Origin of the sequence: Pseudomonas sp. MB-090624, from assembly GCF_003205245.1 — a bacterium.
GTDB lineage: Bacteria > Pseudomonadota > Gammaproteobacteria > Pseudomonadales > Pseudomonadaceae > Aquipseudomonas > Aquipseudomonas juntendi.
In genome coordinates, this window is record NZ_QJRK01000001.1 from 27,677 (window position 1) to 44,638 (window position 16,962).

The window sequence follows — 16,962 nt, forward strand, 5'->3', positions numbered from 1 at the left end:
TTCCCCCGGCCTCAGAAGCGCCAGATCACGTCGACGAAGGCGCGGTGCATGTACGAGTCCGCTTCCTTGCCATAGGCGTCGCCCGGCTTGAATACACCCGCGCGCAGGCGCACCAGGGCAGACGGCTCGTCGATGGCCTGGCTCATGGACGCGGGCAGCAGGCCTTGCTTGAAGTACTTGGTCACGACCACGTCCATCTCCTGGCCAAGGTCTTTTTCACCGTCGACCAGTTGGCGGTTCACACCGTTGTCGTCGACCACGGCGTTGATGCCGCTGGAGCCGATGTTCTGGTTGCCATCGACGCGCCAGAACTTGTGGTAGATCAGGCTGGCGTCATAGTCGTCGCGCAGTTGCCATGATGCGAACAGCGTGGCCGCCTGCAGGTTGCCCAGCTCGCCGCGGAAGGCCTCACCGAAGCGGTGTACCCGCGAGCGGGTGCCGGTGAAGTTGGAGCGGTTGCTTTCCAGCCCGGTCTGCTCGAAGTTGTTCGAACCATCGTCACCGCCGCCGCCGCTGCCGCGGGCGTAGGCTGCACCCACCTGCCATTGCGGGTCGAGGCGCAGGCGGATACCCAGGTCGGTGGCCCAGGCATTGACGTTGCCGCTCTGCTTGCCGGTGGCCACCTGGTCGTCACCCACCTGTTGGGTGGTGAGCTTGTCGCGGTCGCCGGTCAGCCAGGTGACGCTGCCCCAGTAGTTGACGGTGTGGTCATTGCGCCAGTTGTAGGCGTCGCTGTTGGCCTCGAGGCCCAGCCAGGTCAGGTCGCCGGTGCGGGTCTTGTCCAGTGCATCGACGGTTTCCCCGGGTTGGTTCAGGCTGCCGCTGTCATGGGTGTGGTGGGCGCGCAGGCCAACCCAGTGGCCGGGCGTCCATTGCGTGGCGATGTTGCCGTAGACGTGCGTACGGTCCTTGTCCTCGGGCGCCAGCTCGGTGAGGTCGGTGCGGTATTCGCTGAAGCGCTGGGCCACGCCCAGGTCGGCCTTGAGCAAGGTGGTGTCGAAGGTCCAGTTCAGCGCCTCGATGTTGGTGTCGCGCCACATGCCGTCATCGCTGCGCAGGCGCTGGCGACCCAGGCGCAGTTGCTCGCCAGGGTAGGCGGTGAGGCCGCTGTAGCCGACCCAGAATTCGCGCATGGCCAGGTAGCTTTTGTCTGGCTTGCGGCTGTCGTCACCGGTGTCGGTGGTGGTGCCGTCGTCGTTCTGGCGCAGGGTGTCGGTTTCGATGGTGTCGGTGGCTGCGACCGCCTGGCCCATGGCGTAGGCGCTCCAGTTGCCGCGCTCGCCGTACACCCATGGGCGCAGGTCCAGGCCCAGGCCGTTGACGTCGCCGCCGGGGCGGGTACCCAGGTCACGGTCGTCTTCCGATTGGCCGGTGATTTTCACGTCCAGGCCGAAATTTTTCTCAGCGGTCATTTCCGCCAGGGTCGGGCAGGACCACAGCAGGGCGAAGCTCAGGCCGATGCCGGCTTTCACGAAGGGATTGAGCGTCATAGCGAGTCCTCACCGTCTACTTCTGGTTCGTCGTCTTGCAGGGCTTCGGTGGCCAGGGTGCTGTTGGCGCCTTGGCTCATGCTGCCGCGGGCCTGCTTTTCCTGAGCCAGCAGTTGCTCGGCCTGGTGGCGCTGGTCCGGGGTCAGTTGCGGCTCGAGCCGCTGCAGCATTTCTGCCGCCTGCGGCGTGGGGTTGGCTTGTGCCAGCTGGGCGAACACCCAGGCATTGCCTGGTTGCGGGCGAATGCCATGGCCTTCGCTGAACAACTGGGCCAAGGCATAGTCGGCGCTGATCTGCCCGCCGCGGGCGGCGGCCAGCAGGTTGTCGACAGCCTTTTGCGGCTCGACGTTGCCCAGGTAACCACGGCGGTACAGCTGGCCCAGGTAGTAATGGGCGCTGGTTTCGCCAGCGTTGGCGGCCGCCTGCAGGTGGCGTTCGGCTTTCTTGGCGTCGGCCGGTACGGTCTTGCCTTCGTAGTACAGGCGGCCCAGCAGCAGTTCGGCACGTGGCTGCTCGGCTTCGCGACCCTTATCGATGTAGGCCAGCAACTGGTCGGTATCGCCCAGTTCGGGGAACTCGTACAGCAATTGCGCCAGGCTGACCCACGACGCCGGGTTGGCCGGTGCCACCTGTTCGAGCAAGTCCTTGGCAGTTTTTTCATCGGTCTGGCCAAGGCTGCGATCGGCCAGCACCCGGGCCACGCTGTCGACCCGGCTGGCTGGCACGGCACCACGGGCGTAGGCCGCCTGCAGCTGGCCGAGCAGGGCGGCCTGCTGGTCGGTCTGGCCGCGCTTCTGGTACACGGTGGCCAGTTCGACGTAGCACATGTCGGTGGCGCTCAGGGCGGCCTTGCAGATTTTCTCCACGTCGTCCAGGTGCTGGTCGTAGCTGCCCTGGGTGCGATACAGCAGCACCTGGGCCAGGCCCGCTTCCGGGTTGCCGGTGGCGCGCCACTGGTCGATCTGCTGCTGCGCGTTGACCTTGGGGAAGCTTTGCGGGTAGCTCAGGTACAGCATCGCCAGCGGGATCAGGGTGTTGCCTTCACCCTGGCGGGCGGCGAGTTTCAGCAGCGTTTCGGCTTCTTCACGCTCGGCCTGGGTGCTGTCGGGCTTGGCCACCAGCAGGCGGCCAAGGCGGGCCTGGGCGCGCGACGAGGACGCAGCGGCAGCGCGGTAGGTGGCCTCGGCCTCCTTGATTTGCGCCGGGTCGCGGCTGGCCACCTTGATGTCGGCCAGGCCCACTTGCGCATCGCTGTAGCCCAGGTCGGCCAGGGCCTTGTAGTTGCGTTCGGCCAATGCCGTGTCACCGCGCTTCAGGGCTTCGTTGGCCAGGCGCTGGTCGGGCAGGCCGGCGCAGCCGGCCAAGGTGATGGCCATGGCCAGGCCACACAGACCCAGGTTCACACGGAACCTGTGGGGGCAGGTGTTGGTATCAGCGATCATCGTCCGATCCTCTTACAGCCCACGGGCCACGGCTTTGTCGATCAGCCAGTTCAGCGACGGGCCACGGTCGCTGTTGACTGCCGCCGGGCGGCCGGCCAGCTCGGCGGGCAGGCCGCTATCGGGCTTGATCTGCACACGGATGTCGGAGGCCAGGTCTTCGCTGTTGAGGCTGGCGCTGCTGACGATCTGACCGGTACGCACTTCGTCTTCGCCGGCGACCTGGAAGTTGACCCGGGTGCCTGGCTTGACCTCATCGAACTGGCGGTAGCTGAAACGCGCCTCGACCATCGGGTTGGTGGTACGCGGAATCAGCTGGAAGATCGGCTGGCCCTTGGCCGCGTACTGGCCGTCGTCCACCAACTGGCGGGCGACCACGCAATCGCAGGGGCTGGTGAGGGTACCGGAGAGTTGCTTGCCGAACAGTTCCTCGATCTTCGCCGGTTCCAGTTGCGTGTCGTCGAGGTTGCCCTTGAGCATGTCCAGCATGCTGGTGGTGAAGCTGGCCAGTGGCGCGCCCTTGGCCACCTGCCCACCGCTCTCCACCAGGCTGTTCACGGTGCCGTCGCGCGGCATGGTGACATTGGTGGTGGGTACTGCGACCACACCGGCTTCGGCATGGCTGATGAAGTACATGCCGTACAACGACTTGGCGACGAAACCGAAGGCGGCGATGCCGACCACGAACACACCGAGGGTGACGGTAACGGCCTTGAGCCGGCCGAAGGGGCTCAGGCCACTGCCGCCGTCCTTCTGCTTGCGCGCCTTGGTGAAGTTGTCGCGCTGCAGGGTGCTGAGCACGTCGCCGGCAGTAATCAGTTCACCCGACAGGTGCGAGGTGATGATATGGCGCAGGGTGGCGATGTCGCGGGGCTCCAGGTTCTGGAATTGCGCACCGGTACGCCCGCTGTCGGGGTGGTACGAGCGCACCTGGAATTCGATGTCCATCGACAGGCCGAGGTTGTCGACCGTGAACATCAACCGCCCACGCAACGCATCGCCCACCGCCAGTTGCTGCTTGGTGTGGAAGCTCAAGCCTCCGGCGGAAAGGTCGTCGACCTTCACATCGTGGGCCTGGCGCTGGGCGTCGATGAAGCGCAGCTTGGCGGGGATGCGTACCCGGGCGTGCTGGCGCTGGGCTTCGGACTCATGCACGACGTTGACATTCACGGCGGTATTCATGGGGTTTGTTCCTGTTAGATCCGATCCGGGTTGGGCTCACACGACCATGAACAGCACAGCAACGAAGATGCTGGCCGCCGAGAAGGTCATGGTCCGCGAGGACCAGGTGTTGAACCATTGTTGAAAGCTGGCGAGGTCACGCTTGAGGGCAGTGGGCTGACGCGTCCACGACTGTTTGTCGAGGCGGAAGAACACGTAGATCTTCATCAGCGCGCCGATGATCTGGTTGTAATAGAGGATCAGCGGGTAGGCCGGGCCGACGTTGTGGCCAGAGCACAGCAGCATCACGGTGAGGATCAGGCGGGTGATGCCGATCCACAGCAGGTACACCAGCAGGTATGCCAGGCCGAACTTGAGGCTGGCGATCACCGCCACGGTCAGGCCCAGCAGGCTGGTCCACATCGATACGCGCTGGTCGAACAGCACGATGCTGGTGAACAGCCCCAGGCGCCGCAGGCCCAGGCCCAGCGCACGGGAGTTCTGCCGCAGGTTGTTGCCGTACCAGCGGTACATCAGCTTGCGGCTGGCCTTGAAGAAGCTTTTCTCCGGCGGGTGCTCGACCGTGTTGATGGCAGCGTCCGGCACGTAGAAGGTGTCGTAGCCCAGGCGCATCAGGCTGAACCAGCTGGACTTGTCGTCACCGGTCAGGAACTTGAAGCGGCCCAGGCGCCAGTGCATCAGCGAGTCGCTTTCCACGTCGGCAATGAACTCGGGGTTGGTGACCACGCTGGCGCGGAACATCGACATGCGCCCGGTCATGGTCAGTACGCGCTTGGACAGGGCCATCGAGCACATGTTGATGTGGCGCTGGGCGAAGCGCAGCTTGTGCCATTCGCTCATGATGTAGCCGCCGCGTACTTCGCAGAACTCGTTGGTGGTCAGGCCGCCGACATTGGGGTACAGCTTGAACCACGGTACGGTCTTGCGCACCACGCCATCGGCCAGCACGGTGTCACCGTCGATCACCGCCACCACGGCGTTTTCGTCCGGCAGCATGCGGGAGATGGCACGGAAGCCGTAGGCCAGGCCATCGCGCTTGCCAGTACCGGCGATGCGCACGATGTCCAGCTTCACGTGGGCCGGCGGGTTGTACTTGGCCCACAGGCTCTTCACCAGCAATTCATCGGACATTTCCACCAGCGAGCAGACCACGGTGGTGGGGAAACCACAGTTGATCGCCTCGCGGATCACCGAGCTGTACACCTGAGCGGTAGTCAATGCTTCGATGCGGAAGCTGGTGACCATCAGGTACACGTGCGACGGGTCGGCGGCGCTGCCCATTTTCTGCACCTTGCGGCGCAGGTAGGGGTACACACCGTAGAGGAAGATCATGCCGCGGATGAAATGGGTGGCGCCCATCGAGTAGCGCCAGATGCCGACGGCGCCGACCAGGAAGATGAAGTGCTTCGATTGCGAGTCGAAGATATCGGCTGGCAGGGCCAGGGCGATCAGCATGAGCAGGCTCATGTAGAGCAGCCAACCGGCGCACTGCAACAGCACTGTCTGGAGCCTTTGCATGTTCAGCATCCGTGGAAAATTCGGGAAAGGGCGGCAGCGCAAGTGGGGAGCCTTGCGCCGCCTGGCCCAGGGCTTACCAGCAGATGCCTTCGGTGCGGCTGGCTGCGCTGGTCGGTTCACTCATGAAGCCGACCAGGTCGATTACTTGTTTGCCGGCCGGTACTTGCTGGGCAAGGGCACGGAACTGCTCGTCACGGTTGCCCAGAACGATGATGTCGGCGTTGTCGATGACCTTGTGGAAGTCACCGTTGAGCAGCGACGATACGTGCGGGATCTTCGATTCGATGTAGTCTTTGTTGGCTCCATGAACGCGGGCGTATTCGACGTTCTCGTCGTAGATATCCAGTTGGTAGCCCTTGCCGATCAGGCGTTCGGCCAGCTCCACCAGTGGGCTTTCGCGCAGGTCGTCGGTGCCGGCTTTGAAGCTCAGGCCAAGCAGGGCGACCTTGCGTTTGTCGTGGGCTTCGATCAGTTCGAAGGCGTTTTGCACCTGCGACTCGTTACTGCGCATCAGCGAGTCGAGCAGCGGGGCACGCACGTCCAGGCTGGCGGCACGGTAGGTCAGGGCGCGCACGTCCTTTGGCAGGCACGAGCCGCCGAAGGCAAAGCCGGGGCGCATGTAGTACTGCGACAGGTTGAGCACCTTGTCCTGGCAGACCACGTCCATCACTTCACGGCCATCCACACCGACAGCCTTGGCGATGTTGCCGATCTCGTTGGCGAAGGTGACCTTGGTGGCATGCCACACGTTGCAGGTGTATTTGATCATCTCGGCCACTTCGATCGGCTTGCGGATGACCGGGGCGTCGAGTTCTTCGTACAGCGCCTGGAGGATGTCGCCGCTGGCGCTGTCCAGTTCGCCGATGACGGTCATCGGTGGCTGGTCGTAGTCCTTGATTGCAGTGCTTTCACGCAGGAATTCCGGGTTCACCGCGACGCCGAAGTCGACGCCGGCCTTTTTGCCCGAGCAATCTTCGAGGATCGGGATCACCACGTTCTTGACGGTGCCTGGCAACACGGTGCTGCGCACCACGATGGTATGGCGGCGTGTGGTGTCGCGCAGCACATAGCCGATTTCCCGGCACACCGACTCGATGTATTCCAGGCCCAGGTCACCGTTTTTCTTGCTGGGGGTGCCCACACAGATCATCGATACATCGCTGGCGCGAATGGCCTCGGCGAAGTCGGTGGTGCCGCGCAGGCGACCATTGGCGATGCCTTGTTGCAACAGTGCTTCCAGGCCAGGTTCCACGATCGGCGACTTGCCCTGGTTGATCAGGTCGATCTTGGTGCTGGACACGTCCACACCGATTACTTCATGGCCACGCGCCGTCAGGCAGCCTGCACAGACTGCACCCACATAACCCAAACCAAAGATGCTGATACGCATCGCTATCACCTCATGTGTTTATCACGCCGACGCCTCCGTGGAGTGCCGGGCTGGGTTGATTAACAGCAGTTTTCAGGCGCACGGGTTCATGGCGAATGCACACTTCACCGAGCGCAGGCAACATAAGTCCGGAGTGCACGAAAAGTTATGCACTCAAATTAGGCATTTAAAAGCCAAGTAGTAAAAACGTGCCCTGTCATGCAGCCGTCTTTATTGCAAGGCGCTACGCGGCGCTTTGCTGTGCTTGTTTTTTCAAGTGGGATAAATCCTTTGAAATCAACCACTAGGACGATTTGTACGGGACGCGTGTCTCCTGCAAGGACAGGCACTTGGGCGTTAGCCGGGCGGCCTGTCTGTATGTTGTGGCAGGTAGTGGATACCTTGCCATTGTCATCTGTAAGTCATCTCTCACAACCCGTGGGCAGGAAATTCGTTACGGCTCTATGAGCGGTAGTTGATATGAGAAGTTCCTGAACGGGTTTTGTCTTGATGAAAGATTTCTAAATATTTATTAAGCTGCTGACAATTTCAATTTGATAGCATGCGCCGGTTTGCCCCCGATGTATCAAGGGCGAAACTGTTGCGAGATATTTTATTGCCAGCATCGGAAAATTTTTTTCAGATTTCGTCAGAAAAGGTACGAACGGTCGTACCGGCGCCGGTGTTTACACGCTGATGTAAGGTTTTTTTGGCGCCATAAAAATGACGATAATGAAGTCTCACCTTGCTGAACCTGCTCGGCCTGCTTGACCGCCGGTGCAGCGGCCGAGTCCTGATAAATGACATACGTGACAGCAACCAGTGCTGATCACCGTGCGGTCATGCGCAATCAGCTGATCGGTTTGTCTTTCAGCGTTTCAACTTGCTGCCGCGGGTGGATCATGCGAGTGCACATTACGCCGTATGGCGCGGCGAAGACGGCCAGCCGGCGAGGAGGGTATCGGTTACGGCAGGGGTGGCTTTGCCCGAGAGGTGGAAGCGATCATTTTGGAAAGCGGGTATGTACAGCTGCCCTGGAGGCGGTGGAGGCGAGCTCTGGCCTTGCCGGTGCTCGCGGCTTAAGCGGTTCCTGCGGGTGCCGCGTGGCGGTTGCAGGAACGGCTCAAGGCGCGAAGCGGTATCGGCGGGTCTACTCGCCCGGGTGATCGCGCAGAAACACCAGGTGATCTGGCTTGGATTGTTCGGCACTGTAGTAGTAACCCTGGACATCGAACTGCTTGAGCTGCTCTGGATCGTTGATGCGCTGCTCGATGACAAAGCGGCTCATCATGCCGCGGGCTTTCTTGGCGTAGAAGCTGATGATCTTGTACTGGCCGTTCTTCAAGTCCTTGAAGTCGACATTGATCACCCGCGCCTTGAGGGCGCTGCGTTTCACTGCGCTGAAGTATTCATTGCTGGCCAGGTTCAACAGCACGTCATCGCCCTGAGCGGCCAGGGCCTGGTTCAACCATTCACTGATGCGTGTACCCCAGAAGGCGTACAGGTCCTTGCCGCGGGCATTGGCCAGCTTGGTGCCCATTTCCAGCCGGTAGGGCTGCATCAGGTCGAGGGGGCGCAGCAGGCCGTACAGGCCGGAGAGCATGCGCAGGTGGTCTTGCGCGTAGCTGAAGTCGTCCTCACCCAGGGTTTCGGCAGCAAGGCCTGTGTACACGTCACCTTTGAACGCCAGCAGCGCCTGCTTGGCATTGGCTGGGCTGAAGTCCGGAGACCAGCTGCCGAAGCGTGCGGCGTTCAGGCCGGCGAGTTTGTCGGACAGGTGCATCAGCTCGCTGATTTGCGCCGGCGACAGGGTTCGCAGTTGCTGGATCAACACCTGGGAATCATCCAGGTACTGGGGCAGGGTGAAGCGCTCGGTTACCGGCGGGGTATCGTAGTCGAGGGTCTTGGCGGGGGAAATCACCGTCAGCATCGGGTCGGCTCCTGGCATCGTTGGCCTGGGATTCTACGGGCTGGGCGGTGCAAGTCCAAACTATGGTGACAATAGTCACAGACCATGGCCGGTTCTAACGCTATAGTTCGCGTTTTGCCGTGACGGAGCCTTTTACCGTGCGCATCGCCTTTGCCGCGCTGGCCGCGCTGTTGAGCCTGGCCGTGCAAGCCGCCCCCACAGCCCCGGTCAGTTTCGATCGCAGCCTGTGGCCCGAGCAACTGAACAGCCCGGCGTTGTTCGATGTGGCTTCGCGGGCGGAGATTCTGTCGTTCGCCCGGGTATTGCATGAAAGCGAGCTGCTCGATGATGCGACGCTGGCGGCGCGGCTGGGCTTGCGGCAGATCAACCTGCAGAAGGTTCGCCAACTGCGGGCGCGCATGTGGCAGCGGTTATGGGCAGGCTACCAACAGGCGCAACGCAGCTGCGAGCAGGATGCGTCGTTCTGCTATGCCGTTGAGTCCATGGCGGATCTACGCACCCAGGCGGCGACATTCGCCACCGATGTCGGCGCGTTCTATGCCGGGTGGGTAGAACCCAGCCACCAGTTCCACAGCCGCTACCTGGACGAACAGCTGCGCAAAGCTGCGCTGCTGCCCCAGACCAGCAGCGAGGTGGAGCGGCTATCTGCACGGGAGCTCGATGGTGAACGCCTGAACGATCGTATGTTCCTGCTGACCTTCGTCGGTGGCCCGGGGCCTGACGGCGGCAGTACCGACCTGCTGGCCGATTACCTGCGCCGGCAAAAGCTGGCGGGTACCTTCTTCGTGCTTGGCAACCGCCTGCAACAGCGCCGGGATGCCGGCATGCCGAACACCGTGGCCAGGCTTTATCGCGGCCAGTGCGTGGGTATACAGGGCTGGGAGTACCGCTCGCATGCACAGTGGGTCGATTGGCAGGACTCGCTGCGGCGCAGCCAGGCCCGCGTGCAGGCCGACCTGCCGGAGCAGTACGTGCCGCTGTTCCGCCCCCCTTACGGGCAACGCCGGGCCGATGGCGAGGCGTTCATGGCCAGCCAGCAGTTGCGGGTGTCGTTGTGGGATATCGATGCGCAGGATGACACTGCACTGACTGCCGAAGCCTCGGCGCAACGCGTGCTCACCCTGATGCTGTTGTGGCGCAAGGGTGTTATCCAGCTGCATGACAGCCTGCCCAAGGCGCAACCGGCGGTGGAGTGGTTGCTGCGCAGTACCGCCCAGAGCGGTATCGGCTGGGAAGATTGCCGGGCCTATGGGCACAGCGAATAGAGGTACCACTTCTGAGCGTAGTCGTGTCTGGGCCTGCCGCCAAGGCCTTATCGTCAATCGGAAAAATAAACTTCAAAAACACGTAAAAATGCTTTTTCCGGTCATGGCTTTTGCGGTATGAAGAAACCAGACAGCCGATTCCTGCAGCACAGGTGGCGTCATCCAGACCCTCCTGGCCAGGTTGCTCCCCGCCCGTAACAACGCGGATACGGGGACACGGCAGTCACTCTGCGGCGTAACAGACCACGCCGTGCGGCTTCGACATAAGGTGACCGAGTATGGATGACCAAGGACGCACCCCTTCCTCCAGCAAGCCAATCCTCTATGTGCTCGATACCAACGTCCTGATTCACGACCCCAACGCATTACTCAACTTCGAGGAGCATCACGTCGCCATCCCGATGACGGTGCTGGAGGAACTCGACAAGCTCAAGACCGGTAAACAGACCATCGCCGCAGAGTGCCGGCAGGCCATCCGCCTGATCGACCAGACCCTCGGGGACGCTTCGCCCAGTGATGTCGAGCAGGGCGTGCCGATCCAGCGCAACAAGAGTGGGGCCAAAGGCTTTCTTTCGATCCTGATGAGCCCACGCAACGAGCCTGGCAAGTTGTTGCCGGAGCACCTCAACGACAACATCATCATCAACACCCTGCTGGACGTTCGCAGCCGGCGCCCCGACCTGGACGTGGTGCTGGTCACCAAAGACATCAACATGCGCTTGAAGGCGCGCGCCTGCGGCATCGCATCCGAGGACTACAGCACCGACCAACTGGTCGATGACGTGTCCTTGCTGTCCAAGGGCTACCACTCGGTCAGCGGTTCGTTCTGGGACCGGGTCAGCAAGGTCGATACCCGCCAGGAGCGCGGCCGGACCTGGCATCGCGTGCACATGATCGACACCCTGCCAGCCGTTCACGTCAACGAGTTCATCATTGACGACCAGGGCTTCGTCGGCTGGGTGAAGGGCATCCGCGACGACGAGTTGCTGCTGCTCGACCTGCACCAGGAGCCACTGCTGCACCAGGAGGCCTGGGGCCTGAAGCCGCGGGACATCCATCAGAGCCTGGCGCTGTTCGCCTTGCTCGACCCGGACATTCACCTGGTCAACCTGACCGGTGCTGCCGGTTCCGGCAAGACCATCCTGGCCCTGGCAGCTGCCATTGAGCAGACCATGGTCAGCAAACGCTACCGGCGCATCATCGCCACCCGCAGCGTGCAGGGGCTGGACCAGGAGATCGGCTTCCTGCCGGGTACCGAAGCAGAGAAGATGGAGCCGTGGCTGGGCGCCATTACCGACAACCTCGAAGCCTTGCACATGGATGATGAAAGCACCCATGGCAGCGTCGAATACATCCTCGAGCGCGTGCCGCTGCAGTTCAAGTCGTTGAACTACATTCGCGGCCGTAGCTTCCAGCAGAGCCTGATCCTGATCGACGAGTGCCAGAACCTGACGCCGCACCAGATGAAAACCATCATCACCCGTGCCGGTTCCGGGTCCAAGGTGGTCTGCCTGGGCAACCTGGCGCAGATCGATACCCCCTACCTGTCCGCGACCAGCTCGGGCCTGACCTACCTGACCGAGCGCTTCAAGGACTTCCCCCATGGCGTGCACATCACCCTGCAGGGTGTGCCACGCTCGGTACTGGCCGAGTACGCCGAGTCGCATCTGTAAAACCCTGTCGCCGGGCAGCCCGCTGCCCGGCATCTCCACGAGCGTGTTCATACAGCGGCCAGACCTGCCGACACATACCTCTGCTCAAACCTGACCCACAGGTTTACACTGCAGGCTCCCTTCACAGGAGCAGAGCAGTGCTGACACATCTTGATTCCCAGGGGCGGGCCAACATGGTCGACGTCACTGAAAAGGCCGTGACCGAGCGCGAGGCCACCGCCGAGGCGCGGGTACGCATGTTGCCGCAGACCCTGCAGATGATCGTCGACGGTGAACACCCCAAGGGCGATGTGTTCTCCGTGGCGCGCATTGCCGGCATCCAGGCGGCGAAGAAGACCAGCGACCTGATACCGCTGTGCCACCCGCTGATGCTGACCAGCGTCAAGGTGGAACTCAGCGCGGAGGGCGAGGACGCGGTGCGGATCCTCGCCCGCTGCAAGCTGGCCGGGCAGACCGGTGTGGAAATGGAGGCACTGACCGCCGCTAGCGTCGCTGCGCTGACGATCTATGACATGTGCAAGGCTGTGGATAAAGGCATGGTCATCGAGCAGGTCCGCCTGCTGGAAAAGCTGGGCGGCAAGAGCGGCCACTACAAGGTACAGGCGTGATGAAAGTCAAAGTGATGTACTTCGCGCGTTACCGTGAGTTGCTGGGCGTGGATGCCGAGCGGGTGGAGGGTGAGTTCAAGGTTGTCGACGATGTGCGCCGGGCATTGCTGGGCAAGGGTGGGCCTTATGAACTGCTGGCCGAACAGAACCTGATGTGCGCCCGCAACGAAGAACTGTGCAAGCTGGATGAGCCGCTGGAAGAGGGTGATGAAGTGGCGTTCTTCCCGCCGGTGACGGGGGGGTGAGCATGGCAGTGCGAGTGCAGGAACACGCGTTCGACCCGGGCGTCGAGACCAATGCCATGCATGCGGCCAACGTGGGGGTAGGCGCGGTGGTCGGCTTTGTCGGCTATGTGCGGGACTTCAATGATGGTCGCGAAGTGGCAGGCATGTTCCTTGAACACTATCCGGGCATGACCGAAAAGGCCCTGGCCAAGATCGTGGCCGAGGCCGAGCAGCGCTGGCCGTTGTTGAAAGTGCAGGTGCTGCACCGCATCGGTGCGCTGGAGCCGGGGGAGCCAATCGTGTTCGTCGGCGTGGCCAGTGCCCATCGGCAGGCAGCGTTCGATGCCTGCAACTTCATCATGGACTACCTGAAGACCCGGGCACCGTTCTGGAAGAAGGAAAATACCCAGGAAGGGCCGAGGTGGGTGGAAGGCAGGCAGAGTGACCTGGATGCCGCAGGGCGCTGGTAGTCAAGGCTGCGCCAGCCTTCTGTGGGAGCGGCCTTGTGTCGCGATAGGGCCGCACAGCGGCCCCGGCAATTGATGCGTTGAAGCTGAAATCCTGGGGCCGCTGTGCGGCCCTATCGCGACACAAGGCCGCTCCTACAGGGGGATATGTTCCCAACCACGGGTCAGTGATGCTTGCGCGGCACCGGCTTCAGCAGCTCATCCGGCGGCATTTCGCATTTGATCTTGCGCCCCAGCAGCTCTTCGATCGCCGGCAGCTGATACGAGTCATCTTCCCCGGCAAAGCTGATCGATACGCCATTGGTACCGGCACGGCCGGTACGGCCAATGCGGTGCACGTAGTCGTCCGGGTCCTCTGGCAGGGTGAAGTTGATCACGTGGCTGATGCCGTCGATGTGGATCCCGCGCCCGGCCACGTCGGTGGCGACCAGAACGGTGATGCGCCCTTCGCGGAAGTTCTCCAGGGTACGAATACGCTTGTGTTGCGGCACGTCGCCCGACAGTTGGGCGGCGTTGATGCCGTCGCGCACCAGTTTTTCCTCGATGCGCCGCACTTCGTCCTTGCGGTTGGCGAACACCATCACCCGTTCCCAGCGGTTCTGGGTCACCAGGTTGTACAGCAGCTTGTACTTGTCGCTGCCGGCCACCGCATAGACATGCTGCTCGACCGTTTCGCTGGCCACGTTCTCCGGTTCGATCTCGACGATGGCCGGGTTGGTGGTCCATTGCTTCGCCAGGTTCATCACGTCCTCGGTGAACGTGGCCGAGAACAGCAGGGTCTGGCGCTCGCTTTTGGGCGGCGTCTGGCGAATGATCTGGCGCACTTGCGGAATGAAGCCCATGTCGAGCATGCGGTCGGCTTCGTCCAGCACCATCACTTCAACCATGTCCAGGTGCACCTCGCCCCGCTGGTTGAAGTCCAGCAGGCGGCCCGGTGTAGCCACCAGGATGTCGCAGTGGCGCGCTTCCAGGGCCTTGAGTTGCTTGTCGAAGTCCATGCCGCCGACGAAGCTCATGACGTTCAGGCCGGTGTACTTGGTCAGCGCCGCTGCGTCCTTGGCGATCTGTACCACCAGCTCGCGGGTTGGCGCGATGATCAGTGCCCGCGGCTCACCCATGTAGCGCTCTTTGGGCGCAGGGGTCTGCTGCAACTGGGAAATGATCGAGATCAGAAATGCTGCGGTTTTGCCGGTGCCGGTCTGGGCCCGGCCGATGGCATCCTGGCCACGCAGGGTGTAACCCAGCACCTGCGCCTGGATCGGCGTGCAGTAGGGGAAGCCCAGGTCGTGAATAGCGTGCATCACCTCGCTGGACAGCTTGAAGTCGTGGAAGCGGGTCTTGCCCTCCTGCGGCTCGACCACGAAGTCTTCCAGTTTCCACAGGCTGGCCTGGGGCTTGGGCTTGCGCTCGCGACGTGGTTTGTCCTTGGCCGGCTTGTCGGCCACTGGCGTTGCGGCGACAGGCGATTCTGCCTTGGGGGTAGGGTTGGCGCGTGGGGCCGCCGGTTGCGCCTCGCTGGCGGGGGCCGGCGCAGGCGGCGTCACACTGGCAGCAGGAGCGGCGGCCTGTGGTGCAGCCTCTCCCTTGCCGAATATTTTCTTGAGTGCCTTGAGCACGATCGTCTCATCAACTGATTAAGGAATGTACGCCGGGCAGTGTAATGCAAGAATCGGGCGTGGCGTAGTGGAATAGCCTTACAACTACAGGCGGCCTTGGCTCATTGCAGTTGCTTTGCCAGCCAGTCGTGGATGTCGCTCAACTCTTCGACCACCACCTCGTGTTCCATTGGGTATTCGTGCCAGCGGGCAGCTACGCCCCAAGTGTTCAGGTACTCGAAGGCAGTGCGGCCCATGGCCGGGATCACCACCGGGTCGTGCACGCCATGCAGGCACAGGGCAGGGGTGCGTTGCTGGCAGGCACTGAGCTGGTGTTGGTCATTGAAGGTGGGGGCGTAGGTGGACAGGGCTATCACCCCACCCAGGGCCTCTTGCCACTTTATATAGGCAGTGTGCAACACCACGGCGCCGCCCTGGGAGAAACCGGCGAGGAAGATGCGCGACAAGCTGACGCCTTTGGCCTGCTCCGCCTTGATCAGCGCCACCACTTGCTCGGCCGACGCCTCCAGCTGAGCCTCGTCTATGGCGCGGGCCGGGGTCATGGCCTTGATGTCGTACCAGCTGGGCATGGCATAGCCGCCATTGATGGTCACCGGGCGGGTGGGTGCCTGGGGCATCACGAAGCGGGTGCTGGTCAAGCGCTCCTGCATGAATTCGGCTACGGGTAGGAAGTCGTAACGGTCGGCTCCCAAGCCGTGCAACCAGATCACACAGGCATCAGCGGTTTTCTGTGGTTCGAGAATCAGCGGGTTGGTCATGACTGCTCCGAAAGAGTGCGGGTGATCGTGTTGTGTGCGTGGAAAAAAGGCGCTGCACAGGGTTGTCAGAAAAAGAATGTCGCAACGATACAACTTTGCCTACTTGACGAACGCTTAAACGCTCCAGCCGACGCATGTGGTACGCGCTTTGCAATTCAAGCTGCGATGCAAAGGGCAGGCCGTGACGGTAACACCCTTTGTACGCGAAGGCTGTCATAGAACAGCCCATTGCGCCAATTGACCCAATAACTAGCCAATACGGGTCGGACATGCCTCAAAAGGGTGCGGTGCAATTCCGGCTCGATACAACAAGAGCGATTTGGAGGTTGTGAATGAAAGTGTTGAAAACCACCCTGGCAGTCCTCACCGCTGCCGCCGCGCTGGGCGCCGTGAGCAATGCCCAGGCCGGCGCCACCCTTGATGCGGTAAAGAAGAAGGGCTTCGTCCAGTGTGGCGTGAGCGACGGTCTTCCAGGCTTCTCGGTACCTGATGCACAAGGCAAGATCATCGGTATCGACGCCGATGTCTGCCGCGCCGTGGCCGCTGCCGTGTTCGGCGACGCCAACAAGGTCAAGTTCAGCCAGCTCAACGCCAAGGAACGCTTCACGGCCCTGCAATCGGGCGAAGTTGACGTGCTGTCGCGCAACACCACCTGGACCAGCTCGCGCGATGCCGGCATGGGCCTGGTGTTCACCGGTGTCACCTACTATGACGGCGTCGGTTTCCTGGTCAACAAGAAGCTCGGTGTTTCCAGTGCCAAGGAGCTCGATGGCGCGACCATCTGCATCCAGGCAGGGACTACCACCGAACTGAACGTCTCGGACTTCTTCCGGGCCAATGGCCTGAAGTACACCCCGATCACCTTCGATACCTCTGACGAAAGCGCCAAGTCGCTGGAGTCCGGCCGTTGCGATGTGTTGACGTCCGACAAGTCGCAGCTGTTTGCCCAGCGCTCCAAGCTGGCCGCACCGACCGAATATGTGGTGCTGCCGGAAACCATCTCCAAGGAGCCACTCGGCCCGGTGGTGCGCAAAGGCGACGAAGACTGGTTCAGTATCGTCAAGTGGACCCTGTTCGCCATGCTCAACGCCGAAGAGGCGGGCATCACCTCGAAGAACGTCGAGGCGGAAGCCAAAGCTACCAAGAACCCTGACGTGGCCCGCTTGCTGGGTGCGGACGGCGAGTACGGCAAGGACCTCAAGCTGCCCAAAGACTGGGTAGTGCAGATCGTCAAGCAAGTCGGCAACTACGGCGAAGTGTTCGAGAAGAACCTGGGCCAAGGTACCGACCTGAAGATCGACCGTGGCATGAACGCCCTGTGGAACAACGGCGGCATCCAGTACGCGCCACCTGTGCGCTGATGGCTGCACCCTGCGGCGGCATCCGGCCGCCGCAGGTTGTTCGAATCCCTATTTCCCGGGGC

Annotated in this window: 14 protein-coding genes; 6 read left to right on the plus strand and 8 right to left on the minus strand. The window is 62.2% G+C overall.

The window, feature by feature from the left end:
* Positions 1-11: 11 nt before the first annotated feature.
* The 6 genes from DMX12_RS00130 to yaaA form a co-directional block, all read right to left on the minus strand.
* Positions 12-1,490, minus strand: coding sequence for an alginate export family protein (locus tag DMX12_RS00130; protein ID WP_054905664.1), 1,479 nt, complete (start codon positions 1,488-1,490; stop codon positions 12-14).
* The gene (algK, locus tag DMX12_RS00135; RefSeq protein ID WP_110675611.1) at positions 1,487-2,932 is read right to left on the minus strand and encodes an alginate biosynthesis TPR repeat lipoprotein AlgK; all 1,446 of its coding nucleotides are present in this window, start codon (positions 2,930-2,932) and stop codon (positions 1,487-1,489) included. Before algK ends, DMX12_RS00130 begins: the two co-directional genes overlap by 4 nt.
* A gap of 12 nt (positions 2,933-2,944) precedes the next feature.
* A complete protein-coding gene (locus tag DMX12_RS00140; protein ID WP_029887277.1) occupies positions 2,945-4,111 on the minus strand; it encodes a PilZ domain-containing protein in 1,167 nt (388 codons plus the stop codon).
* 36 nt (positions 4,112-4,147) lie between these two features.
* Positions 4,148-5,629 carry a glycosyltransferase family 2 protein gene (locus tag DMX12_RS00145; RefSeq protein ID WP_009684460.1) on the minus strand — a complete coding sequence of 494 codons (1,482 nt, stop codon included), beginning with the start codon at positions 5,627-5,629 and terminating at the stop codon, positions 4,148-4,150.
* Positions 5,630-5,702: 73 nt separating this feature from the next.
* Positions 5,703-7,019 (minus strand): nucleotide sugar dehydrogenase, encoded by a 1,317-nt coding sequence (locus tag DMX12_RS00150; protein ID WP_009684459.1) that lies wholly within the window; start codon positions 7,017-7,019, stop codon positions 5,703-5,705.
* A 1,129-nt stretch (positions 7,020-8,148) separates the two neighbouring features.
* Complete coding sequence (gene yaaA, locus DMX12_RS00155; protein WP_054905661.1) at positions 8,149-8,928, minus strand: peroxide stress protein YaaA; 780 nt, start codon at positions 8,926-8,928, stop codon at positions 8,149-8,151.
* A gap of 137 nt (positions 8,929-9,065) precedes the next feature.
* Here yaaA and DMX12_RS00160 point away from each other — a divergent pair, with 137 nt between their 5' ends.
* From DMX12_RS00160 to moaE, 5 genes are all read left to right on the plus strand, one after another.
* Positions 9,066-10,193, plus strand: coding sequence for a polysaccharide deacetylase family protein (locus tag DMX12_RS00160; RefSeq protein WP_110675613.1), 1,128 nt, complete (start codon positions 9,066-9,068; stop codon positions 10,191-10,193).
* Positions 10,194-10,471: 278 nt separating this feature from the next.
* Positions 10,472-11,866, plus strand: coding sequence for a PhoH family protein (locus DMX12_RS00165; RefSeq protein ID WP_009684456.1), 1,395 nt, complete (start codon positions 10,472-10,474; stop codon positions 11,864-11,866).
* A gap of 137 nt (positions 11,867-12,003) precedes the next feature.
* The gene (gene moaC, locus DMX12_RS00170; RefSeq protein WP_110675615.1) at positions 12,004-12,474 is read left to right on the plus strand and encodes a cyclic pyranopterin monophosphate synthase MoaC; all 471 of its coding nucleotides are present in this window, start codon (positions 12,004-12,006) and stop codon (positions 12,472-12,474) included.
* Positions 12,474-12,719: a molybdopterin converting factor subunit 1 gene (gene moaD / locus DMX12_RS00175; RefSeq protein ID WP_110675617.1), complete on the plus strand. Its 246-nt coding sequence runs from the start codon at positions 12,474-12,476 to the stop codon at positions 12,717-12,719. The genes moaC and moaD overlap by 1 nt, the downstream gene beginning before the upstream one ends.
* A 2-nt stretch (positions 12,720-12,721) precedes the next feature.
* Positions 12,722-13,168 (plus strand): molybdopterin synthase catalytic subunit MoaE, encoded by a 447-nt coding sequence (gene moaE, locus DMX12_RS00180; RefSeq protein ID WP_054912050.1) that lies wholly within the window; start codon positions 12,722-12,724, stop codon positions 13,166-13,168.
* Positions 13,169-13,329: 161 nt separating this feature from the next.
* On the opposite strand, the gene rhlB is transcribed toward moaE, so the two are convergent.
* A complete protein-coding gene (rhlB, locus tag DMX12_RS00185; RefSeq protein WP_009684452.1) occupies positions 13,330-14,781 on the minus strand; it encodes an ATP-dependent RNA helicase RhlB in 1,452 nt (483 codons plus the stop codon).
* Between the two features lie 101 nt (positions 14,782-14,882).
* Positions 14,883-15,539, minus strand: a complete 657-nt coding sequence (locus DMX12_RS00190; RefSeq protein WP_110675618.1) for an alpha/beta hydrolase — start codon at positions 15,537-15,539, stop codon at positions 14,883-14,885.
* Between the two features lie 332 nt (positions 15,540-15,871).
* Between DMX12_RS00190 and DMX12_RS00195 the strand changes: the two genes are divergently transcribed.
* Positions 15,872-16,900, plus strand: coding sequence for an amino acid ABC transporter substrate-binding protein (locus DMX12_RS00195; protein ID WP_009684450.1), 1,029 nt, complete (start codon positions 15,872-15,874; stop codon positions 16,898-16,900).
* Positions 16,901-16,962 lie beyond the last annotated feature (62 nt).

Coding starts and splice junctions, on each gene's coding strand:
- DMX12_RS00130 (WP_054905664.1), bottom strand. CDS start 1,490: ATGACGCTCAATCCCTTCGTGAAAGCCGGCATCGGCCTGAGCTTCGCC.
- algK (WP_110675611.1), bottom strand. CDS start 2,932: ATGATCGCTGATACCAACACCTGCCCCCACAGGTTCCGTGTGAACCTG.
- DMX12_RS00140 (WP_029887277.1), bottom strand. CDS start 4,111: ATGAATACCGCCGTGAATGTCAACGTCGTGCATGAGTCCGAAGCCCAG.
- DMX12_RS00145 (WP_009684460.1), bottom strand. CDS start 5,629: ATGCAAAGGCTCCAGACAGTGCTGTTGCAGTGCGCCGGTTGGCTGCTC.
- DMX12_RS00150 (WP_009684459.1), bottom strand. CDS start 7,019: ATGCGTATCAGCATCTTTGGTTTGGGTTATGTGGGTGCAGTCTGTGCA.
- yaaA (WP_054905661.1), bottom strand. CDS start 8,928: ATGCTGACGGTGATTTCCCCCGCCAAGACCCTCGACTACGATACCCCG.
- DMX12_RS00165 (WP_009684456.1), top strand. CDS start 10,472: ATGGATGACCAAGGACGCACCCCTTCCTCCAGCAAGCCAATCCTCTAT.
- moaD (WP_110675617.1), top strand. CDS start 12,474: ATGAAAGTCAAAGTGATGTACTTCGCGCGTTACCGTGAGTTGCTGGGC.
- moaE (WP_054912050.1), top strand. CDS start 12,722: ATGGCAGTGCGAGTGCAGGAACACGCGTTCGACCCGGGCGTCGAGACC.
- DMX12_RS00190 (WP_110675618.1), bottom strand. CDS start 15,539: ATGACCAACCCGCTGATTCTCGAACCACAGAAAACCGCTGATGCCTGT.
- DMX12_RS00195 (WP_009684450.1), top strand. CDS start 15,872: ATGAAAGTGTTGAAAACCACCCTGGCAGTCCTCACCGCTGCCGCCGCG.